25 protein-coding genes and 1 tRNA gene are annotated in these 21,118 nt (G+C 54.1%); 15 read left to right on the top strand and 11 right to left on the bottom strand.

Translation table 11 applies throughout. The features are described from left to right. Positions 1-450: 450 nt before the first annotated feature. Together C8N36_RS20015 and C8N36_RS24575 are read right to left on the bottom strand one after the other, a co-directional pair. A complete protein-coding gene (locus tag C8N36_RS20015; protein ID WP_245911003.1) occupies positions 451-1,395 on the bottom strand; it encodes a tyrosine-type recombinase/integrase in 945 nt (314 codons plus the stop codon). A 14-nt stretch (positions 1,396-1,409) separates the two neighbouring features. Beyond that, positions 1,410-1,757 (bottom strand): hypothetical protein, encoded by a 348-nt coding sequence (locus C8N36_RS24575; protein ID WP_245911002.1) that lies wholly within the window; start codon positions 1,755-1,757, stop codon positions 1,410-1,412. Positions 1,758-1,912: 155 nt separating this feature from the next. On the opposite strand from C8N36_RS24575, the gene C8N36_RS20010 reads away from it, so the two are divergent. The 6 genes from C8N36_RS20010 to C8N36_RS19980 all read left to right on the top strand — a co-directional run bounded on the left by C8N36_RS20010 (position 1,913) and on the right by C8N36_RS19980 (position 6,685). Further along, positions 1,913-2,335, top strand: coding sequence for a helix-turn-helix domain-containing protein (locus tag C8N36_RS20010; protein ID WP_097806482.1), 423 nt, complete (start codon positions 1,913-1,915; stop codon positions 2,333-2,335). Positions 2,336-2,697: 362 nt separating this feature from the next. Then, on the top strand, positions 2,698-3,069 hold the full coding sequence (locus C8N36_RS24570) for a plasmid partition protein ParG (protein WP_245911001.1): 372 nt from the start codon (positions 2,698-2,700) through the stop codon (positions 3,067-3,069). Between the two features lie 60 nt (positions 3,070-3,129). Then, the gene (locus C8N36_RS19995; RefSeq protein ID WP_211318266.1) at positions 3,130-4,068 is read left to right on the top strand and encodes a DNA cytosine methyltransferase; all 939 of its coding nucleotides are present in this window, start codon (positions 3,130-3,132) and stop codon (positions 4,066-4,068) included. Continuing rightward, positions 4,065-5,036 (top strand): DNA cytosine methyltransferase, encoded by a 972-nt coding sequence (locus C8N36_RS19990; RefSeq protein ID WP_097806479.1) that lies wholly within the window; start codon positions 4,065-4,067, stop codon positions 5,034-5,036. The genes C8N36_RS19995 and C8N36_RS19990 overlap by 4 nt, the downstream gene beginning before the upstream one ends. Next, positions 5,033-6,265 (top strand): HNH endonuclease, encoded by a 1,233-nt coding sequence (locus C8N36_RS19985; protein WP_097806478.1) that lies wholly within the window; start codon positions 5,033-5,035, stop codon positions 6,263-6,265. Before C8N36_RS19990 ends, C8N36_RS19985 begins: the two co-directional genes overlap by 4 nt. A gap of 129 nt (positions 6,266-6,394) precedes the next feature. Next, positions 6,395-6,685 (top strand): HigA family addiction module antitoxin, encoded by a 291-nt coding sequence (locus C8N36_RS19980; protein WP_097806477.1) that lies wholly within the window; start codon positions 6,395-6,397, stop codon positions 6,683-6,685. On the opposite strand, the gene C8N36_RS19975 is transcribed toward C8N36_RS19980, so the two are convergent. The 4 genes from C8N36_RS19975 to C8N36_RS19960 form a co-directional block, all read right to left on the bottom strand. Then, complete coding sequence (locus C8N36_RS19975) at positions 6,682-8,205, bottom strand: relaxase family protein (protein ID WP_097806476.1); 1,524 nt, start codon at positions 8,203-8,205, stop codon at positions 6,682-6,684. The genes C8N36_RS19980 and C8N36_RS19975 overlap by 4 nt on opposite strands. Next, a complete protein-coding gene (locus C8N36_RS24565) occupies positions 8,199-8,672 on the bottom strand; it encodes a plasmid mobilization protein (RefSeq protein WP_245911000.1) in 474 nt (157 codons plus the stop codon). The genes C8N36_RS19975 and C8N36_RS24565 overlap by 7 nt, the downstream gene beginning before the upstream one ends. Then, positions 8,669-9,523 carry a hypothetical protein gene (locus tag C8N36_RS19965; protein ID WP_097806475.1) on the bottom strand — a complete coding sequence of 285 codons (855 nt, stop codon included), beginning with the start codon at positions 9,521-9,523 and terminating at the stop codon, positions 8,669-8,671. Before C8N36_RS19965 ends, C8N36_RS24565 begins: the two co-directional genes overlap by 4 nt. 155 nt (positions 9,524-9,678) lie before the next feature. After that, positions 9,679-9,755: transfer RNA gene (locus C8N36_RS19960), tRNA-Arg, on the bottom strand. A gap of 120 nt (positions 9,756-9,875) precedes the next feature. On the opposite strand from C8N36_RS19960, the gene C8N36_RS19955 reads away from it, so the two are divergent. The 4 genes from C8N36_RS19955 (at position 9,876) to C8N36_RS19940 (ending at position 13,427) form a co-directional block, all read left to right on the top strand. Continuing rightward, positions 9,876-10,901, top strand: coding sequence for a LacI family DNA-binding transcriptional regulator (locus C8N36_RS19955; protein ID WP_097806494.1), 1,026 nt, complete (start codon positions 9,876-9,878; stop codon positions 10,899-10,901). Continuing rightward, positions 10,901-12,100 (top strand): winged helix-turn-helix domain-containing protein, encoded by a 1,200-nt coding sequence (locus C8N36_RS19950; RefSeq protein WP_370739169.1) that lies wholly within the window; start codon positions 10,901-10,903, stop codon positions 12,098-12,100. Before C8N36_RS19955 ends, C8N36_RS19950 begins: the two co-directional genes overlap by 1 nt. Before the next feature lie 21 nt (positions 12,101-12,121). Then, entirely contained in the window at positions 12,122-12,808 is a 687-nt protein-coding gene (locus C8N36_RS19945) for a DUF1045 domain-containing protein (protein ID WP_097806473.1), read from the top strand. A 403-nt stretch (positions 12,809-13,211) separates the two neighbouring features. Next, a complete protein-coding gene (locus C8N36_RS19940) occupies positions 13,212-13,427 on the top strand; it encodes a DUF1127 domain-containing protein (RefSeq protein ID WP_170125936.1) in 216 nt (71 codons plus the stop codon). Between the two features lie 138 nt (positions 13,428-13,565). On the opposite strand, the gene rpsD is transcribed toward C8N36_RS19940, so the two are convergent. Next, positions 13,566-14,186, bottom strand: a complete 621-nt coding sequence (rpsD, locus tag C8N36_RS19935; RefSeq protein WP_097806472.1) for a 30S ribosomal protein S4 — start codon at positions 14,184-14,186, stop codon at positions 13,566-13,568. A gap of 235 nt (positions 14,187-14,421) precedes the next feature. Here rpsD and C8N36_RS19930 point away from each other — a divergent pair, with 235 nt between their 5' ends. The 3 genes from C8N36_RS19930 (at position 14,422) to phbB (ending at position 17,456) form a co-directional block, all read left to right on the top strand. Continuing rightward, complete coding sequence (locus C8N36_RS19930; RefSeq protein WP_370739168.1) at positions 14,422-15,249, top strand: EAL domain-containing protein; 828 nt, start codon at positions 14,422-14,424, stop codon at positions 15,247-15,249. 156 nt (positions 15,250-15,405) lie between these two features. Beyond that, a complete protein-coding gene (locus tag C8N36_RS19925; RefSeq protein ID WP_097806470.1) occupies positions 15,406-16,581 on the top strand; it encodes an acetyl-CoA C-acetyltransferase in 1,176 nt (391 codons plus the stop codon). A 152-nt stretch (positions 16,582-16,733) separates the two neighbouring features. Beyond that, a complete protein-coding gene (gene phbB / locus C8N36_RS19920) occupies positions 16,734-17,456 on the top strand; it encodes an acetoacetyl-CoA reductase (protein WP_097806469.1) in 723 nt (240 codons plus the stop codon). Positions 17,457-17,558: 102 nt separating this feature from the next. Here phbB and C8N36_RS24280 read toward each other — a convergent pair whose 3' ends face one another. Continuing rightward, complete coding sequence (locus C8N36_RS24280; protein ID WP_170125935.1) at positions 17,559-17,714, bottom strand: hypothetical protein; 156 nt, start codon at positions 17,712-17,714, stop codon at positions 17,559-17,561. A 111-nt stretch (positions 17,715-17,825) separates the two neighbouring features. Between C8N36_RS24280 and gcvA the strand changes: the two genes are divergently transcribed. Continuing rightward, complete coding sequence (gene gcvA, locus C8N36_RS19915) at positions 17,826-18,767, top strand: transcriptional regulator GcvA (RefSeq protein ID WP_097806468.1); 942 nt, start codon at positions 17,826-17,828, stop codon at positions 18,765-18,767. A gap of 26 nt (positions 18,768-18,793) precedes the next feature. On the opposite strand, the gene C8N36_RS19910 is transcribed toward gcvA, so the two are convergent. From C8N36_RS19910 to C8N36_RS19900, 3 genes are all read right to left on the bottom strand, one after another. Next, entirely contained in the window at positions 18,794-18,967 is a 174-nt protein-coding gene (locus C8N36_RS19910; RefSeq protein ID WP_097806467.1) for a YdcH family protein, read from the bottom strand. 116 nt (positions 18,968-19,083) lie between these two features. Further along, on the bottom strand, positions 19,084-19,857 hold the full coding sequence (locus tag C8N36_RS19905) for a tRNA1(Val) (adenine(37)-N6)-methyltransferase (protein ID WP_097806466.1): 774 nt from the start codon (positions 19,855-19,857) through the stop codon (positions 19,084-19,086). Then, entirely contained in the window at positions 19,847-20,062 is a 216-nt protein-coding gene (locus C8N36_RS19900) for a putative signal transducing protein (protein WP_097806465.1), read from the bottom strand. The genes C8N36_RS19905 and C8N36_RS19900 overlap by 11 nt, the downstream gene beginning before the upstream one ends. A gap of 54 nt (positions 20,063-20,116) precedes the next feature. Here C8N36_RS19900 and C8N36_RS19895 point away from each other — a divergent pair, with 54 nt between their 5' ends. After that, the gene (locus tag C8N36_RS19895; RefSeq protein WP_097806464.1) at positions 20,117-21,115 is read left to right on the top strand and encodes a polyprenyl synthetase family protein; all 999 of its coding nucleotides are present in this window, start codon (positions 20,117-20,119) and stop codon (positions 21,113-21,115) included. The last annotated feature ends 3 nt before the right edge of the window (positions 21,116-21,118 follow it).

Raw genomic sequence — 21,118 nt, 5'->3', positions numbered from 1 at the left:
TACGCACCGCATCTTGGCGAAATTCGTCCGTACGTTTCAGTCCCATAGTCTGTCTCCTTTGTTGCAGTAAATGCTATCAAAGGAGCGGCATCAAACCGCGACAGGTCCATGCTGGATTGCGCCCTTGGAACACCAGATGCTTGAGCCGTCGTCACTCGCCTTTTCAGCCAAGAACCTGATGATCTGTTTGCGTGGAGCACTCCCGAACTTGCATTCAGAACACTCCTTAGCCAGGCACCAGCGCATTGGAGGGCCTCAAAAGGCGGAAAACCCAACGGGTTTCTACCGGTTTAATACAGGAATTTATCCACATCAGCCGACATCGGCATGCGTCGCGGCGTGAGTTTCTGCGCAAAGCGCTGCAAACAGGCAATATTTTAAGGGTGTTTTGGTGATCCCGATTGGATTCGAACCAATAACCTGCCCCTTAGGAGGGAACCGTTCATAGCGTTATTCCTTATTTGATTTCTGTTGTTTGGGTGATTGTACAGGGTCTTCCTGTACATGGTTTGTACGAAAACGGGCCCTAACATCGGCCTCATCCGTCTCTGCGTGGGCATAGATGCGCATGGGCAAATTCGGGTCTGACCAGCGCCCGGCCTTGGCTGCGGTGACCGGATCGACCCCTTGTCGGACAACCAATTCAGTGAAGAACCCGTGCCGCCCTGCTTGGTGCGCGGATAGGTATTGGATGCCAGCCCGCTTGCAGATCGTCTTCCAGCGTGTGTTGTATCCGGTCGAGCTGCCATAGCCAAAAACGCGCGGCTTCATGAATTTACCGGTCTTGCGGTTCTTGGGTCGCTTTGGTGGCAAGGCCTGCAGTTCGTCCATCATCTCTGGGGATACCGTGATCCAGCTCTCGGGGTGTCCCTTCTGGGCCTTTACCCTTACCTTGTTCTCGGCGGGCCGCAGATCATGAGGCTCTAACGAAACCGCCTGATCGATCCGCGCCGCCGTCTCGAACATGAACCGGACCAGCGCCGCGTTGTATGGATCAGCTGCGCTACAGAACGCCTCGATCCACTCCTTGTCCGCAGGCGTACGCTCAACGCGGCTCGGCTTGTCGCGCAGTTTGTCCTGTGAAATACGTTCAAATTTATCATAGGGCTTTACGCGGATCAGAGGCGTCCCCAACAACTGGTGTGCATTATTGATGACAGCGCTTGCTGGAACAATAATTTCCCTCCACCAAGTATCGGTCGATGCCATCGGTTTCCAATCTGGCCCAAACCCTTTCAACAAAGCGCCTGTGATCGCCGTCAGCGGCATGGCCCCAATCGCTTTGACAATTGGAATGAGACGCTCAGCGTCTTCTTCGGAGGCGTTATAGAGCATGATTGCATCTGAAAATGTCTTGCTGATCTCATCACCGACAACATGTCGACGTATCTGCATTTCAGTTTCAAGTGCTACCCAGTCCCGCGCGCCCGCTTCTGTAGATGCCTTAGTGCTTCGCCGGTATGGGCCTGCGATGCGCCTGCCGTTGTACTCGACCCAGCCCTTAACCCAGTAGAAGCGACCCCTCTTGTAGATTTGGAGCGGCATGACTGACCTCCTTCAAAAATCGTGTCGATCTGCGCGGGTGTGATTAGCATGGTCCGCCCTAGCCGATAGAACGCGCCTGTATCATTTGCCCGCTCGCGCAAGGTGCGCTCGGAAATTTCAATCTCCCGCTCGGCCATGATCTCAACCCATTGAGCTGGCGTCTTGCCAAGCCCCAGGATTTGCGAGCTGTCTGTTTTGTCAATTTCTGCCATTTCAGTCATCCTTCTCCGTTCGGGTCGAATTTTCTGTACACGTGGAATCGCTTGTTCCGCACCTTCTGACGTGTTCTGATGGATTGAAACGTGAATATACGTCATTTTGTGCTATGTTTATACAAAATTGCGCAACGGTCAATTAGGAAACTTGCATGCCGCGAGAAGATGCCGATTTGTTTGCTGAGATAGGCGCACGCCTAGCGATCTGTCGCGGTGAAATAGGTGTTTCTCAGGCTGCTATGGCCGAAGCCATTGGCGTCTCGCATAGGGCGTACCACAGTTACGAAAAAGGCAAGCGCGGCGTCCCTGTCGAAGCCTTAGTTAAGATGCAGGACAAGTTCGAGGTTGACGTCGCTTGGTTGCTGCTCGGCACGAAATCAATCCGCGTTGGCCATGATTTCGAAGCTTTGAAACGGATCGAAACTTCGCTGGATCAGTATCTGGTGAGCGCTGGCATCAAAATCAAAAGTGAGAAGCGCGGGGCCATCGTGGCGCGCTGGTACGAGTCAGAGGTTAAAGGTAACGAAGTAACGGATGATGCCGTTCACACTTGGATTGAATTCTCAAGGGAGTAACCAAATGCAACAACCAAGCGATAACTGGAAGCGTATTCGACGGGCAGCTTTGGAACGGGCGCAACGAACCGCGATTACCCCGCTGACGCCCCTCTATACCATCTATGCAAGTGTCTGTGTCTGCTATTTAGTTGGCTTTCTACGTTTTCAATTTTTCGACATATCCGCGGGTCCGGATTGGATTACGGCCATGCAATTGCTCGTCGTAGTTATCTCCGGCGCTCTGGTGCCTGTGCTAACGGGATCAGTTCTGACCTTACACGTCACTAGGCTTCGCCTAGACCAGCTTGTCGAAGAATAGCTCCCCCAAAACTGGGCTTAGGTTTATGTAAACATCGCAATATGCTTATGGACAATCCAGCATGGGTAGCCTTATGAATGACCCACAAATGTGGGTTTGCACATTTATTCGTTTACATGGCAATTGGTGCGATAAGCAAAGGATGAGTTGGCGCAAGCCATATGCGGGCTGGGCAACTAAATTAACGGCCATGAATGCAGAAAAGGCCCCTAAATCAGGAAAAACAAGACTGATGAACACTAACGGCAACAACTTTTCCACTAGCCCAGAAGCGTCATCGAGTGGACCTATGAAAAGGGTCTCTATTGATGTTCCTGAAAGCTTACACACACGCTTCAAAGTCGTTTGTGCTAGGACAAAAAGCAAGATGGCTTCAGAAATTATCGCATTCATAGAGAAGAGAGTTTCAGAATTAGAAGATGAGAAACAATAACCTTATGCTACTGAAACTGGTTCAAATTTTTTCTGAAAAGCGTGTGAACCGATGAGGGTGGTGTCACTCTTTAGCGGAGCGGGTGGGTTAGACCTAGGGCTGATTCAGTCGGGACATAAGATCGTCTGGGCAAATGATTTCGATGCCGACTGCGTGAGGACATATGCTCACAATATCGGCAACCACGCCATTCTTGCCCCTATTGAAAATGTGCCCTCCGAAGAAATCCCCAACTGCGATGTCGTGGTGGGCGGATTTCCGTGCCAAGGCTTCTCTCAAGCTAACCGTTTGAGGGTCGGGGATGATCCACGAAATAGTCTCTATAAAGAGTTTCTTAGGGTCACAACTGACAAGCAACCTAAATGGTTTCTTGCTGAAAATGTGCGTGGGATTTTAAGTCTTGATGGTGGTCATGCCATCAAAAAGATAGAAGACGATTTCTCGCGGGCTGGTTATCGGGTACAGAAAAGGCTCTTCAACACTGCCGACTATGGTGTTCCTCAATCTCGACGACGGGTCATTATTGCTGGAACTCGCAAGGATTTGCCTGAGACGTTGGATTACCGTTATCCAGAGCCGACACACGATGCCAAAGGTTCAGGTAACTTGAAAAAGTGGGTTTCCGTTGGGACAGCATTGGCAGACATTCCTGAGCCAGAAAGTGATCACCAGTTGTTGAACCACATCTGCTCCCTGTACAAAGTTACAAACAGGAACTTTACTGGCCATAGAACAACTAACCCAGACATGCCGTCGCCAACAATATTGGCACGTGGCAACGGTGGCGGCGGCGTTTGTGCAATACAACACCCAAAAAACCATCGACGCATGTCCGTACGTGAGCAAGCAATCATTCAATCTTTTCCCATAGATTTCGAATTTCTTGGTCAAATGAACTCGTGTTATCGGCAAGTTGGAAATGCAGTCCCAGTCCTGTTTGGAAAATACTTGGGCGAACAACTTAGCACCTTAGCGAAGATGGAGCGCGTGTCTTTATGAAAATCATTTCTCTTTTTAGTGGCGCTGGCGGATTGGACTTAGGACTCATAAAGGCTGGGCATACAATAGTTTGGGCCAATGATATTTTTGCTGATGCGGTTGCAACCTATCGCCGCAATATCGGTGATCATGTTGATACGCGTGACATCTGCAAAATTCCCTCCTCCGAAATTCCAGAGGCGGATGTTGTTGTCGGTGGCTTCCCTTGTCAGGGGTTTTCAGTAGCCAATCGAGGGCGGACGGTTTCGGACGAACGAAACAAATTATATGTCGAAATGGTCCGTGTGGTTACGGAAAAACAGCCGAAGTTCTTCATCGCAGAGAATGTTAAAGGGCTAGTCTCGCTTGGAAAAGGCGAAATTCTCAGAAGGATCGAGTCCGATTTTTCTGATGCTGGCTACAGAACTGTATGGAAAGTCCTTAACTCTGCCGATTTTGGAGCACCACAAAAAAGAATGCGCTTTGTGATGCTGGGCGTCCGGAATGACATTACGCAGACTGAACTGTTCTTTCCACCAAGCCCAAGTCACCAAGATCCGAAGTCCAAATCCAGAGACGCAACGTTGAAGCCTTGGCTAACGGTTGGCAAAGCGCTTGCCCACATACCTGAGCCCGAGGATGCACCAAATTTACCCAACCATGAATGTTCGAAATACAAACTTCGGTTCAACGGTCACCTTGGACATCGCGTGATCGATGCTAATCAACCTGCACCGACAGTCACCGGGCGGGGGGACGAAAAAGGCGGTGTCGTTGTTCTTCACCATCCAAACAACCATCGAAGGATGTCCGCCAGAGAGTTAGCCGCAGTTCAGTCATTTCCAGACGACTTTGTTTTCGAAGGCACGAAAACGTCCGCATATAGGCAAATTGCTAACGCAGTTCCTCCCGCTCTCGGCTACGCGATTGGCGTAATGCTTGCAAAAAACGCCGACCGCATTACTCAGAACGTTGAGCTTGCGATATGAACACTCCTGTTAAGCCTTTCCCATCGTACAAATGGCGATGGCTAAGCGTCGCGCCAAGTGAAGGATTGTTAAAAGCGCCTGTATTCTTAGGAGTTCTGAGGGCGCTTAGTCAGTTTGAAGGGGATGCATTCAACTCAGATAGGCTAATTGAAGAACTTGATCGGGTCCGGCTAGATACGAGAACTGATATCAATCTAGCCAGAACCGGTGATCGAAACCTCATTCGAAATTCCGGGCAGTATTGGCGAGGCACTGGGCTTCTGACATCAAGAAGAGGCCAAGTTGAACTGACAGAATTTGGACGTAAAGTTGCGCTAGGTCGAATTACAAATGACGAGTTTGCCGCCTTAATGGTCCGAAATACCGTGCTACCTAATCCCGCAACATATGGTGACGCAGAAATTGCTAATTGGCGAGGGGCTGGGCTTCGCATCAAGCCGTTTGAATTGATCTTGTCCGTTATGAACCAGCTGGGGCGGGCGTACGGGATTTCTGAAGCTTTTCTGAGCTCCAATGAGCTAATAGAAGTTGTCATTCCACTCGCTGGTACGATGGCTCCTCATGGTGACATAGCTGTATCAGTTTTTGAGTTCCGCAAAGGACGGCTTGATGTCAGTGACTGGCCAGACTGCGTCCCAGCGGCTAATGACAAAAGGCTCGCTCGAGAATTCTTACTGTTCTTAGCAAATTTTGGAATTTGTCAGACGGATCAAACTGCCGATCGATACGAACAAAAATTCTATCTTGATGAAGTGATGAACACGGAAATACAGCAAGGCGAAGAGCAGTCCTTCCTCGAAAACATAGAGCGCATTGATGAGGAGGTCGCTACCTCGCGCAGCTCGGAAATCCCTTTGATTATCGAACGCACGCGCGTCACAGCAAGTGTGCTAAGGCGTTCCAATCAATCGAGATTTAGAAGAGACGTACTTCAGGCAGGTGCGGGTCGCTGTATCTTAACACAAGAACCGACTCTTGAAGTACTGGAAGCCGCTCATATCATTCCGGTTGGTGATGGCGGCACCGATTTTGTCGGCAATGGCCTTTGCATGCGTGTCGACATTCATCGCTTATATGACAGCGGAAAAATCAGGATCGCACCTGATGGTGGGGTCACTCTACACGAACAAATTGAGGGGGCGGTTAGTTACGCTGGCCTCCCAAGACACATAAATTTTCCGCAAGAAATTGGAGTCGGGAACTTAGAATGGCGCGCTCGGTATACCTAGCATGCTTACAGTTTCTGGTAACGTCGCAGTTGCCTGAACGCGTCGAAGTCGGATCATTGGGCAATGGCACAGACGTATGGCGTCGCCTCCGAACCGCCCAACGCTATAAAATGGTAATTGCATATGCTCATGGGACTGCTCGAAGAACCAATGCATCCGGGTGAAGTCTTGAAGAACTTTTACCTTGATCCCCTAGAAATTCCCGCAATAGTGTTTGCTCGCCGTCTTGAAATGCCTCGGGTTCGGATTGAACAGTTGATCAAGGGAAAAAATGGCATCACGCCTGACACAGCGCTGCGACTCGCCCGCGTTTTCGGCACCACACCAGCCTATTGGATGAACTTGCAAACGAATTTCGGCATAGCGACTGCAGCCAAAGAGATCGATATTTCGGGCATCGAACCATTAATCGCACCTTAGTGCGTCATCCCCCGATCCATCTCGACTTCCCGCTCTTCTAGTTCTGTCTCAGCCTCTCTTCGGCGTCCTTCGCTAAGCTCAAGCTCCTGCTCAATTGCTCGTCCAGCGTCGCGTAGCTCGCTTCCTCGTTCAACAATCCACGCAATGCTTTCAGTGACACGGCTTGCGAACGCACCAGCAGCGTCACGCATTGTGCGATACCATCCATCTGGCTCTGCATCCTGGTCGTCGAGCGTTCCTCTAACCCGCTCAATTCCTTTGCTGAGACCTCGCAGGCCGTTACCAACCGCTCGACGCAGACGAGCAAGTCGCGTTCCAAGGCTGTCAGGGGTGTCGTCATCTAGTCCTCCTCGATCTTGATGCAGGTCACTGATCTGCCGCCCAGTGTGCAGGTCCTCAGACGCGTCTTGGTCGGGTCCAATACCAGCCATGTCGAGTCCTCCCTGTCGATCCGTGTCACCCCCAAGTCCGTCAGTTCCGAGCTGGTCAGCAACAGCGTCCAGAGCAAGCTCGCGGCCATCATCAAGACGATCCCCGCCAAGAATGTCCCCGTGATCAGCCAAGGCGAGATCGTCAGCCAGCTCTTGTTCTGTCGCAGAAAAGTGCGGGTATCGATCTCGATTGTACGCTGCGCGTTGGTCGCAATGCTGCTCAAATCGCTCCTGAAGCTCTCCAGCTGGGATGCCATCGAGGCGGCGTAGTCCTGCCGGATCGTGTCCAGCTCCGCGTTCAGCTTCTCGCTCAACCGGGTCGGCTTGCCAGTCTTCATGGAAAATCTCTCCTTTCAAACGCCACCGCTCGCCGGTGTCAGGGTCTTGGGCGGTCAGGTAGGCCTTGCCGACGCGCGGCAGGTCGTAGCCTGCGTCTGCGAGGGCATCGATCATCGTGGCGCGGTCTGTGATCAGGCCCACGCTGATCTGGTCTTGCAGCCACGCATGCAGCTCGTCGCGGCCCTGTGCGCGGGTCGGGGTTTCGATGGTGTCGCGGACCTCCTGGGTTCGCTCCAGCTCCATCGGATCGGCCCAGTCGTGGCGCTGGTTCATCACGTCGCGCAGACTATCGAAGGCTTTCTCGTAGCCCGGCGGCGCGATGTTGAGGCTCCGCCCCGAGGTCAGCTCCAAGCGCGGCGTGCAGAAGTGAAGCTCGACGCGGTCTTCGTGGGTATGTCGGACCCAGAGCACCTCATATTGCTCAGGGTCCAGCCCCGCGAAGGCCAGACCCTCGAAGTGGTCCATGACCTCGGCCTGTTGTTCCTCGGTCGGGGCATCCTCGGCGGCAAAGCTGATCACACCCGCGCGGTAGGTCCACTGGTGGCGGCTTGCGTCGATGAGCGCTTCGGTGCGGTCGGGATTGCCGCGCAGAACCTCTGGCAAAGGCTCGCGCGTGACGGTGATCGGCTGGCCGTCAGCATCGCGGATCAGTTCGCGGTTGTCGTCATAGGCCAGCACCTTGTCCGCGACGAGGTAGCCGACCGGACCGGCCCCCGCGCCTTTGCCGTTGCGGAAGAACTTGATCAGCATCGGCGCGCCGCCTCGACGATCTGGGCAAGCTGGCGCTCGATGGTCAACAAACGGCGGGCAACGGTGAGCGCGTCAAGATCAACGCGCCCCACCAGCATCGCGCGGTTAAGCCAGCGGGCGATCTGGTTGAGGTTGCCCCCAATGCGCCCGACGGCCAGCACCAGCGCCGGATCGACGCGAGGGATGGGCTTGCGGCGGCGGGCCTCAGTGAGGCCAAGCGCCTCGCGCAGCAAGGTCGCTGCGGGCAAGCCAGCAGCCTCGGCTTTGGCGCGGAGCTGGGCCTTCTCTGCCGCTGTGCACCGGAAGACGAAGGTCTCGGTTAGCGGCTCTTTGGTGCGGGCATTTTCCGCGCCTGTGTGGTTCGAAGGGGAGGCTTGCCGCCCCTCGCAAGGTCCCGTGTCAGCAGCGCCAGCGTATGACATGGGTCGCCTTGCTGTTTGCTCTTTGGTTGGATCGGTTGCGGTCATGATCTGAGGCCCGCGGCTTGGAGTTGCGCCTGTGTCACCAGCTTTGAGGCAAGCAAATCTGCAACCTGCCTCGGCGTGATGTGTTTGCACATCGGGTGGTTATCGCTGATCCAGCAAGCCAGTCGAGCGCGATGATCGGCCCCCAACGCCGTCGCTTTTTCTCGGTCTTCCGCCTGCCTCTCGACATAGGCCTGCCAACGCCGCGACTGAAACCAGTTGTCGGAAAAGCAGACCTTGGAGCGGGTGAACCCTGCGCTGTCGGTCGCGTAGGCTTGGACCGCCTGCCGCAAGTCCTCCGGTGCAATTCCTTCCTTCATGGCCTCTTCGATTTGGGCAAGGCAGGCCGCTTTGCCGCGAAGTCGGTCGGGTGGATAGGCTGCCAAAATCTTATCAGCATCTTCACTCACCGCCGCCTCGCGCTTGCGCGTAGGTGGTTTATGGATGGTTTTAGGATGGTTTGGGGGCCGTGGTGGCCCCGGTACCCCGGCCACAGTGGCCCCCGTACCGGGGCCAGACTGGACGGGGGCCACTGTGGACCCCGTCTCAATCTCGGGTTCTGCGGTCGGTTCCAGCGCTTCGACTTTCGCCAAATCGATCCGGTAAACGACCGTGAAACCGTTCTTACAGGTCCGTGCGCCGGTCTCGACTAGGATGCCTTCTTTCAGGAACTCTCGCACGGTTCGCTTGACTGTGGTCTCGCCGAGCTCGGTATGTCGCTGGATCGTGCCCTTGGAACACCAGATGCCCGAACCATCATCGCTCGCCTTGTCAGCCAGAAACATGATGATCTGCTTGCGCGTGGCGCTGCCGAACTTCCGTTCCGCGCATGTGTTCGCAACCCGCCAGCTCATTGGAAGGCCCCAAGATACGCAAAGACGTGCAAATTTTGTACAGGATTTGTACGAGATTTCCGCCGTTTCAGCAGAATTGAGCGCGAAAGCTCGCGGGACTTTCTGCACGCTCCTGCACAAGGCCCTGTAAATAAGCCATATTTTTCAGGTGTTTTTGGTGACCCCGGCAGGATTCGAACCTGCAACCTGCCCCTTAGGAGGGGGCTGCTCTATCCAGTTGAGCCACGGGACCACACCGAATCTCATAGCTTGCCTTCCACCGGTTGTCATCCCGTCACCGCGTCACATTGGCCATCTTGTGTCATGCACCACGTTTGCGGTAACGTTTTTCAAAACAAAAGGATTTGCGCCTGTGACCAATGATGCTTCTCGCCCGCTGACTCTCCGCGATGTATCCGAAGCTTCGGGCGTTTCCGAAATGACCGTCAGCCGGGTTTTGCGAAACAGGGGCGATGTCAGCCAAGCAACCCGCGAAAAGGTTCTCGAAGCAGCAAAGACACTGGGGTATGTACCCAATAAAATCGCTGGAGCCTTGGCCAGTCAGCGTGTAAATCTAGTCGCTGTGATCATCCCGTCGCTGCGCAATATGGTCTTTCCCGAAGTCATGTCCGGTATCAGCAGCGTGCTCGAAGAAACCGATCTGCAGCCTGTGGTCGGCGTTACAGATTACCTTCCTGAAAAGGAAGAACGCGTCTTGTATGAAATGCTGTCATGGCGGCCATCGGGCGTCATTATCGCCGGTCTGGAACATACTGACGCTGCGCGCGCGATGCTCAAAGCCAGCGGAATTCCGGTGGTCGAGATCATGGACACCGATGGCAAGCCCATTGATAGCGCCGTCGGCATTTCGCACCGCCGTGCAGGCCGCGAAATGGCGCGCGCTATTTTAAAGCAAGGCTATCAACGTATTGGTTTCATGGGAACAAAAATGCCGTTGGACCACCGCGCCCGCAAGCGTTTCGAAGGCTTTACAGAGGCCTTGGCGAAAGAGGGCGTCGAGGTGGTCGACCAAGAATTCTACTCCGGCGGCTCGGCGCTCGCCAAGGGCCGCGAAATGACGGCCACCATGTTGGAGCGCGATCCTGAACTGGATTTCCTCTATTACTCCAATGATATGATAGCAGCTGGGGGTTTGTTGCACCTATTGGACAAAGGCATCGATATTCCCGGACAGGTTGGCCTTGCTGGTTTCAACGGGGTTGAGTTGCTGCAAGGCTTGCCACGCCAGTTGGCCACGATGGATGCGTGCCGGACTGAAATTGGCACACGCGCCGCGCAAATCATCGCCAATCGTGTCGACAACGCTGACGCGGAACTTGAGAAAATCGTCGAACTGACCCCGACGATTGCCTACGGGGACACGCTCAAACGCCGGTGATAACGCTTTCAAACGCACAGGCGCGGCGGCTGTTTTTGGACAAACACGCCCTTGGCGAAGCACCGACAGGGGCCGGCAAGGGCGCAGACCTGCTAGAACTGATTACACGACTTGGTTTTGTTCAAGTCGACAGCGTGCGCACAGTTGAACGCGCTCACCACATGATTTTGTTTTCAAGACGGCAGGCCTATCGCCCGGGGAATCTGGATCACCTTCTGGAGCACGACCGATCCCTGTTCGAACATTGGACGCATGATGCGTCTATCATTCCAACTGATTTCTACCCCCACTGGAATATGCGTTTTGACCGGAACGACACCAAGCTGCGCAAACAGTGGCGTGCATGGCGCCGTGACGGATTTGAGGACAAAGTGCAGGGGGTTTTGGACCGCATAGAAGACAAAGGGGCCTGCGGTTCGGGTGACGTGGGTGACGACGAAGCAAGGGGATCAGGTGGATGGTGGGACTGGCACCCATCTAAGACCGCGCTGGAGTTCCTTTGGCAAACCGGACAGTTGGCTGTGTCTCGCCGCGAACAGTTCCGCAAATTCTTTGATCTGACAAATCGGGTCATCCCCCAAACCCAATTGACCAGAAAACCAACAGAGAAACAGAGCATCGATTGGTTGTGCAACGCCGCCATTGACCGTTTGGGTTTTGCCACCAGCGGTGAAATCGCTGCCTTTTGGGCATCTATTTCCGCTGCTGAGGCTCGTATCTGGTGCAACGAGGCTGTCACCTCCGGCCATCTGACCCCAATCCAGATTGAGCAAACCGATGGCCAAATGCGCCAATGCTTTGCAAGACCAGATGTTTTGATGGCTGCAGACAACGCTCCCATCCCGCAGAATCGCATGCGTATCCTAAGCCCGTTCGATCCAATGCTGCGCGACAGAAAACGGGCGGAAAAGCTGTTTGGCTTTCACTACCGGATCGAAATTTTCACACCCGCTGCAAAACGCCAATACGGGTACTATGTCTTCCCGATGTTGGAAAAAGATCGGCTGGTTGGACGGATCGATGTTGCTACAGATCGCAACGCAGACAGGCTGCATGTCACCGCCGTCTGGCCGGAACGCGGCGTTTTGTGGGGCAAGGCGCGTCAGGATCGACTGAATGCAGAACTGGCTCGGATGTCCCGTTTTTGCGTAACTTCAGGTGTCAGCTTTTCCGACAATTGGCTGCGGGATCCTAAATAGCTGGGATCAAAGGGGACGCCGATGACTTTTGCCAGATATGCCATTTTCGCCACAATGCCTGAAGGCCAGGCACTGGAATTTTGTACCAGTCTTCTTGGCTGGGATTCTCGGTCGGTCAGAGCGGTTCCCCACCCCCGGATTGATGGCCTGCCGATGCCCATTGAACAATTGACGCATACCCCACGCAAATATGGCTTGCACGCCACCATCAAACCTCCCTTTCGATTGGCTGTCGGAACCAGTCTTGAGGATCTAGCCAAGAGCATTCGACAGCTTTGCGAGGATCGGACACGCGTTCAATTTGACGGTTTGTCCGTGACAAAGCTGGGCGGATTTCTGGCTTTAACTCCGCAGGGCGACACCGCGGGTGTGAACGCATTGGCCGCTGATACCGTCGCGACGTTGGACGCGTTTCGCGCCCCTATGTCACAGGCCGAACTGGACAAACGCAAGCGTCCAAATATGCCCCCGCAGCTGCTCAACAATCTGGAACACTGGGGTTACCCCCATGTCATGGAAGCGTTTAAGTTTCACATGACCTTGACTGGAAAGATGCCTCGAAAACAGGCTGAACAGGCATTAAGCGTCCTGAGGCCCATCATCGACCCGATGTTGCCGAAGCCGTTTTCCATAACTTCGATGTCCCTCATGGGTGAAAATCAGACCGGCATGTTTCACGAAATCCAACGCTTTCCTTTCACCCAGTAGATTCGCGACGCACGGAAATGCGCCCTATTTCGAACACGAAACCGTGAACTGACCCCAATATTCGCACCTGTACGATGAAAAAGTAATCACAAACCAACAAAATCGGCTTTATTTCTGCCCGATTGCGGCAGTTTTCTTCCCTTAAACCTACACCTTCGGCTATCCTTATTGGGTGAGTGTGACCGAAACCCGGGCGACGGATTTAGCTCGGGAACGGCTTTTGGACAGATTTCAAAGGGGTGGCCAATTGGCTGCCCCTTAATTCTAACAGCAGCTATGCAACCAATCACTCAGCTATGCATCCAATGAAACGCGGCTATGTTACCGCCAACCTAGATTCTTTCTGTGCCGCAGCATAAGTTGATTGCAAGCGAGAGACGCAATCAAATTCGAGGTACGTACGATGGCAAATGTAACAACCAATATTCACGCAGTGGGCGCGCCCGCGACTGGCTTTTTTGAAACCATCTTCAATGCACTGCTGCGCTTGGCCGAGGCCAATTCACGGTCTCAAGAAGTCGAACGCCTGCAAGGGATGAGCGATGAACAACTTGCCGCCAAAAACATTCGCCGCGAAGATATCGTTCGGCATGTGTTCCGGGATGTCTTGTATATCTGACCCGCCAGACACAGTTTGTTTGTTCAAAACGCGCCCTATTCCGGGCGCGTTTTTTGTTGTCCGCTTACCTTTTTCAAACCACGCACAAAAAAAGGCCGCCCAAACTGGACGGCCTTCGCATTGCTTCGATAACGACGCTTAGTTCTGAGCGTAGTATTCGATGACGAGGTTTGGTTCCATCACAACTGGGTAAGGCACATCGGCCAGACCAGGCGAACGAACGAACTTCGCAGACATTTTGGAGTGGTCGGCTTCGATGTAGTCAGGAACGTCACGCTCGGACAGCTGAGTTGCTTCCAGCAGAACGACCATCTGGCGAGACTTTTCACGCACTTCAACAACATCGCCTTCTTTGACGCGGTACGAAGGAATGTTTACGCGCTTGCCGTTGACCAGAACGTGGCCGTGGTTCACGAACTGGCGTGCGGCGAATACGGTCGCAACGAACTTGGCGCGGTAAACAACCGCATCCAAGCGGCGTTCCAGAAGTGCGATCAGGTTTTCACCAGTGTCGCCTTTAACACGCTCGGCTTCGCCGAAGATGCGACGGAACTGCTTTTCGGTCAGGTCGCCGTAGTAGCCTTTTAGCTTCTGCTTGGCGCGAAGCTGCAGACCGAAGTCAGACATTTTGCCCTTGCGGCGCTGACCGTGCTGGCCGGGGCCATATTCGCGACGGTTTACCGGGGATTTAGGACGGCCCCAGATGTTTTCGCCCATGCGGCGGTCAATTTTGTACTTGGCAGATGTGCGTTTGGTCACAGCTGATATCCTTCGTTTAGGTTTCGAAGGGCGTTGTCCTCTTCCCGGATTTTGCCGGAATGACAGGGATCCCCTTGCGGAGGCCACCAACACCAATGAATGCGCGCTTATACGGCAGTCTTGGCCGGTGTCAACGGCTCTGGCGCAATGCTTACAATTCTTAGCAAACACGATCTTTAAGGGAGGCTTAAAACCTTCGCGTCACAAATAAGGCAGGTTCGATACGGAGGCGGATTTGGGACGCGACCATAAGAACAATTCAGGCGGCGCACGCAACGCGCTGGAGCATGCGGTAAGCACGCGCGACGCGAGCACCATGGAAATGGTGCACCGTGCCATCCAGCATCGTCAGGTGATGCTGGCCTTTCAACCTGTTGTGCAGGCTCAAGCCATGGACCGCGTCGCGTTCTATGAAGGGCTCATTCGGGTTTTGGATGAAACCGGCAGGATTATCCCCGCTGGCGAATTCATCGGCGCGGTAGAAGACACCGAATACGGCCGAACGCTTGATTGCATCGCCTTGGAGAAGGGGCTGGCCGAACTGCACCGCGTTCCCGACCTTCGCTTGTCGATCAACATGTCGGCGCGGTCGATTGGGTTTCAGAAATGGATGCGCACGCTACAACGCGGCCTTTCCCAAGATCCCACTGTCGCCGAACGCCTGATTCTCGAAATTACGGAACAATCAGCCATGATGGTGCCAGAACTTGTCACCAGTTTTATGGATGATTTGCAGGGCAAAGGTATTTCTTTTGCAATCGACGATTTCGGGGCTGGCTACACCGCACTTCGCCACTTTAAGGAATTCAGTTTTGACGTCCTTAAGATTGACGGGGAATTCGCTGTGGGGATTGCAAACGATCCTGACAACCAGGTTTTGGTTGCTGCCATGGTCTCAATTGCTGAGCAATTTGATATGTTTACGGTTGCCGAGTATGTCGAAAACCTACCGGATGCCGAATGCCTTGCCAGATTAGGCGTCGATTGCCTGCAAGGATATTATTTTGCGGCACCAAGCGTCCGCCCCCCCTGGCGCGACAACGAAGAACAGCAGTCCGCTTAGCAAAAATGACGTTACGGCACAACTGAGACACCCTGTCCGGTTTTGCCGCAACGCGGCTTGATCTATTCCTCTCTCCTGACAGGCGAGCAAAGTACGGTTTTGCACAACGCAGAATCGCGCTAAGCATGTCTCGTATGCTTGGCCGGAGGAATTCATATGACCAACGTAGTTATCGCAAGTGCAGCACGGACAGCCGTGGGCAGCTTTAGCGGTTCTTTTGCAAACACACCTGCGCATGATCTAGGTTCTGCTGTGCTCGAAGCACTGGTCGAACGCGCCGGTATCGAAAAGGCCGAGGTCTCAGAGACCATCCTTGGTCAGGTTTTGACTGCGGCACAGGGACAAAACCCTGCACGTCAGGCACATATCAATGCAGGCCTGCCGCAAGAAGGTGCCGCATGGGGTATTAACCAGGTATGTGGTTCCGGCCTGCGCGCTGTCGCATTGGGCGCACAGCACATCATGTTGGGCGATGCGTCCATCGTTTGTGCAGGCGGTCAGGAAAACATGTCCTTGTCGACACATGCCGCAAACCTGCGTCCAGGCACCAAAATGGGCGACATGAAATACATCGACACGATGATTCGTGACGGTCTGTGGGATGCCTTCAACAACTACCACATGGGCCAAACAGCTGAAAATGTTGCTGCAAAGTGGGAAATCACCCGCGAGATGCAGGATACATTTGCTGTCGCTTCGCAAAACAAAGCCGAAGCAGCACAAAAAGCTGGCAAATTTGACGACGAAATCATCCCGTTCACGGTCAAAAACCGCCGCGGCGACATCATTGTCGACAAAGACGAATACATTCGCCACGGCGCAACAATGGAAGCGATGCAGAAATTGCGCCCCGCTTTCGCCAAAGACGGATCGGTCACTGCCGCAAACGCTTCGGGCTTGAACGACGGTGCCGCAGGCACCTTGTTGATGAGCGCAGACGACGCAGAAAAGCGCGGCATCGAGCCATTGGCGCGAATCGTGTCCTACGCAACAGCCGGTCTTGACCCATCGATCATGGGCGTTGGCCCAATCTATGCGTCGCGCAAAGCATTGGACAAAGCGGGTTGGTCGGTTGCTGATCTGGACCTCGTCGAAGCCAACGAAGCCTTTGCCGCACAGGCTTGCGCAGTGAACAAAGACATGGGTTGGGATCCAGCCATTGTAAACGTCAACGGCGGCGCAATCGCCATCGGCCATCCGATCGGTGCTTCCGGTTGCCGCGTTCTCAACACCTTGTTGTTTGAAATGAAGCGACGCGGTGCCAAAAAAGGCCTCGCAACGCTTTGCATCGGCGGCGGCATGGGTGTCGCTCTTTGCGTAGAGCGTCCGTAAGAGACGGTTCAGTCTATTATCAGGGGCGCCTTCGGGTGCCTCTTTTTTTATATTTCACACGATTCGCAACAATGATACGCAATATTGTTGCGCAAGGCGTCGAACTTGAATAACAACCTTACCCACTGGGTAGTCACATTTTGGAGAAGACAATGGCAAGAGTTGCACTCGTCACCGGCGGTAGCCGCGGTATCGGTGAAGCGATTTCGAAAAAGCTGAAGGCCGACGGATACGAAGTTGCCGCGACATATGCGGGCAACGACGAAAAGGCCGCGACCTTTACCGCCGCAACCGGAATCAAGACGTACAAATGGAACGTTGCCGATTATGAAGCCTCAAAGGCGGGCATTGCGCAGGTAGAAGCCGATCTCGGCCCAATCGATGTTGTGGTCGCGAACGCTGGTATTACCCGCGATGCGCCGTTCCACAAAATGACCCCCGACCAGTGGAAAGAGGTCATCGACACCAACCTGACCGGCGTTTTCAACACCGTCCACCCGATCTGGCCTGGCATGCGCGAACGCAAGTTTGGCCGCATCATTGTGATCAGCTCGATCAATGGTCAAAAAGGCCAGTTCGCTCAGGTGAACTATGCTGCGACCAAAGCAGGCGATCTGGGCATCGTGAAATCGCTGGCACAAGAAGGCGCACGCGCAGGCATCACCGCCAACGCCATCTGCCCTGGCTACATTGCCACCGAAATGGTCATGGCGATCCCTGAGAAAGTCCGCGATTCTATCGTTGCAGGCATTCCAGTCGGCCGTCTTGGCGAACCTGAAGAGATTGCGCGCTGCGTGGCCTTCCTGGCGGCAGACGACGCTGGTTTCATCAACGGCTCGACCATCTCGGCAAACGGCGCACAGTTCTTCGTTTAACGAAAGACCGCGCTCGGGCTTACTAGCCCGGAAAACATAAAAAAACGCCCCCGGAGCCTTGCGGTTCGGGGGCGTTTTCAGTTCCGTCCATGGCAAATACGATTAGCCGGCGGGCACGGCCTGCGGCTTGGGACGCAAATGAAATTTCGGCCGGAACGAAAATAGGCGGGTCCAAACCGCGGCAAAGGCAGCACTGCGTTCGGCGCGGGCCAATTTAATGGCACGTTCCATTTGGCGGGTATGAGCGATCTCAATCATCTTGGCCTCCTGGGCTTTGGGTTAGCATCTCTTGACTGATCTGAACTTAACCGCCACCATCACGCTTAACAAACGAGACTATTTTCAACTTCAGTTAAGAAAAACTAATCCGTGCCAGAACGCCTTCCACCGCTAACTGCCCTGCGCGCCTTTGAAGCAGCTGCCCGCCATATGTCTTTTGCAAAGGCCGCAGACGAACTTCATGTCACGCCAGCCGCCCTGTCTTTCCAAATAAAAAACCTCGAAGAGCATCTCGGCCACCCGGTATTCCATCGTCTGAACCGGGCTGTTGAATTGACCGAAGCCGGACGCATCTTAGCCCCCGGAACCAGCGAAGCGTTCAACAGACTTGAAAGCGCGTGGCGAGCAACCCGGAAATTGCAGGACACCAGCGCCCTGTCTGTCACTGCCGGGCCTGCGTTCACTGCAAAAATTCTTGCCCCACGCCTCTATGACTTTGCCCGCGCCCATCCGGAAATTGAACTGCGGTTTGCCGCCAGTCTGCGCATGATGGATTTTGACCGCGATGAAATCGATGTGGCCGTCCGATACGGAGAAGGCCCTGACGTTGGGCTCTACAGCCGGACCCTTCTTAATGATGCGGTGATGCCGATGATGCGCCCCGATCTAGCAGAGCGGTATATGTCCCCGAACAGCTTGATTGATGCGCCGTTGATCTATGGGGATCCTCTGCCTTTGTTGCACGCCAAGGCGAATTGGAAACATTGGTTTTTGGCAAATGACATCGAGCACAACCCGCCACTGGCGGCCCAGTTTTCTCAACCCGATCATGCGCTTGATGCGACCCTGGCAGGCGACGGCGTTGTGCTTGCTCGCTCTGCTCTGGCCACACGATACCTTGCCAGTGGCCAGCTGGTCGCTCCCTTTAAAGTTGCATTGAAGGTGCCGACATGTTTTCGGTTTCTATGCGTTGCTGGCAATGAAAAAAGGCCGCAGATAGCGGCCTTTGAAGAATGGTTATTTACCGATCTCGGCAAACTCCCAAACGGGACAGAAGGGAAAATCCAAATCCCTATTGAAGACCTGATTTAATCACCAGGTCATGAGGTGAAAAGTCCTTACGCGACTGGCGCGCTAAGCCGTTCGATTTCTTCTTTGATCTTCAGCTTTTGCCTTTTCATGTCCACGATTTGCAGGTCATCGATGCCCGGCGCGCGTTGTGCCGTCTCGATGCTGTCGGAAAGCGACTGATGTTTTTTCTTCAGTTCCTGCACGTGTGAACTCAAGCTCATAGTTTCCTCCTTTTGATCGGTAACAAAGACAGTCCAGCACAATCAGAACCGGTTGTCACGCTGCACCTGCACAGTATTACAAAGGAATTATGTCAACCGCCCAGTAATTGGCCATTTTATGCCGAAAAAGGCAGCGCGGCACCTGCGCCCAAGATCGCTTGGAATGGCGCTTTGTATCGCTTTCCGTCTTCTGTGTGGCTTGCCCCTTCATGGATGACCTGCGGGCTGTGAAACCGAAAATCCGCGCGGCCGTCTTTGCGTCCACGTAGCAAAATAAGACGAGGCGGCCGGCCCGCACGAGGCAATAACGGTAACAGTTCAAGCGAGCCGACATATTGAGTCATCGAAGACATAAGTTCAGGCAAGCGTTCAGCCCGCTGAATAAAGGTCACATAGCCGCGAGGTTTCAGGCGTTTTGTCGCAGTCTTGACCCACGTGTGCAGACTCGTGGTCCCAGAAAGGGCGATTTCACGACCGTTATCCTCCGCTCCCACCCGCTTTCCACCTTCGAAATAAGGTGGGTTGACGATGACATGATCGAAGTTTTGAGCCTTCATTTGCGCCGGAGGATCAGCAATATCGCCCTGCCATATGGTTCCTTGTAAACCATTCCGCTCTAGGTTCTCGCGCCCCAAAGACGCATATCCGGGTTGCAGTTCCAAGCCGTGCAAAACAAGGCCCGGCAGCCGCACACCCAAGCAACACAGGGCCGGAGCGGCCCCGCAGCCCAATTCCAAGACCGATTGGCCTGCTAATGCCTCGACTGAGGCAGCCAACAAAACAGGGTCTGTCCCCGCCCTGTATCCGTCGATCGGTTGTCGGATGCGAACCTTGCCGCCCAAAAAATCGTCTTCGGTTAAATCTGCCGCGGCAAAACCTTCAGTCCTCAAACCGCACTCCGTTTTCGCGCAAAATCCGCCGCGCTTGATTGATCTCGTCAGCGCGGACCATCAGGCGGCGCGGCAAAATGCCGATGCTACCTTCTAGAATGCTCATGTTTACGTCCAATTCAAAGCTGTCTATACCCTTCTCGTTCAGAAGGGTTTTCGCCAGCGGGATCAGCGTGATGTCGTTTGTTCTTAAAAGCTCTTCCATGACAGGGATGTAAGGACAAGGAACGGCAAATGTCGACCCTTGTACGGGAGTGTGATGAGCGTGAAACAAACACCGCTAAAACCGCATGAGCGTTTGGCAACCTTGCTGGACGAAGATATGGCTGCTGTGAACACGTTGATCCGTGATCGCATGGCGTCGAAGCATGCACCGCGCATCCCCGAAGTCACGGCCCATCTGGTCGAAGCTGGTGGCAAACGGCTGCGCCCTCTGCTGACACTGGCCGCTGCTCGGATGTGTGGTTATACGGGCCCCTACCACGTGCATCTGGCCGCCACAGTTGAGTTTATTCACACCGCAACCTTGCTGCACGATGACGTTGTGGATGAAAGCAACAAACGGCGCGGCCGTCCGACGGCCAACCTTTTGTGGGACAATAAATCCAGCGTTTTGGTCGGCGACTACCTGTTTGCCCGATCCTTTCAGTTGATGACGGAAACCAAAAACCTCGATGTTTTGCGTATTTTGTCCAATGCGGCGGCCACAATCGCCGAAGGCGAAGTGCTGCAACTGACAGCAGCGCAAGATCTGAAAACATCCGAAGACATTTATTTGCAGGTCGTCCGCGGCAAGACCGCAGCGCTGTTTTCGGCTGCAACCGAAGTGGGCGGCGTGATCGCGGGAAGTCCTGCGAACGAAGTGCAAGCACTATTCGATTATGGCGATGCCTTGGGAATCGCGTTTCAAATTGTGGATGATTTGCTGGACTATTGGGGATCGGACGCCACTGGCAAAAACGTCGGCGATGATTTCCGCGAACGCAAACTGACATTGCCTCTGATCAAGTCCATCGCCAAAAGCAATGACGAAGACCGCGCGTTTTGGAAACGGGTCATTGAAAAAGGCGATCAGCGCGACGGCGACCTTGAGCATGCCATCGCCTTGCTGAACAAACATGGCGCGCTGGAAGACACCCGCCAAGAGGCATTGGCTTGGGCCGAGCGCGCCAAATCCGCGATGCAGACCCTGCCTCAAAGCGAATTGCGCGACCTGCTTATCGAGCTGAATGATTATGTGGTGTCGCGGGTCAACTGATCC

This window comes from Pelagimonas varians (genome assembly GCF_003208435.1).
In the GTDB taxonomy this organism is placed as follows: domain Bacteria; phylum Pseudomonadota; class Alphaproteobacteria; order Rhodobacterales; family Rhodobacteraceae; genus Pelagimonas; species Pelagimonas varians.
This window is presented reverse-complemented; position numbering and strand designations above follow the sequence as displayed.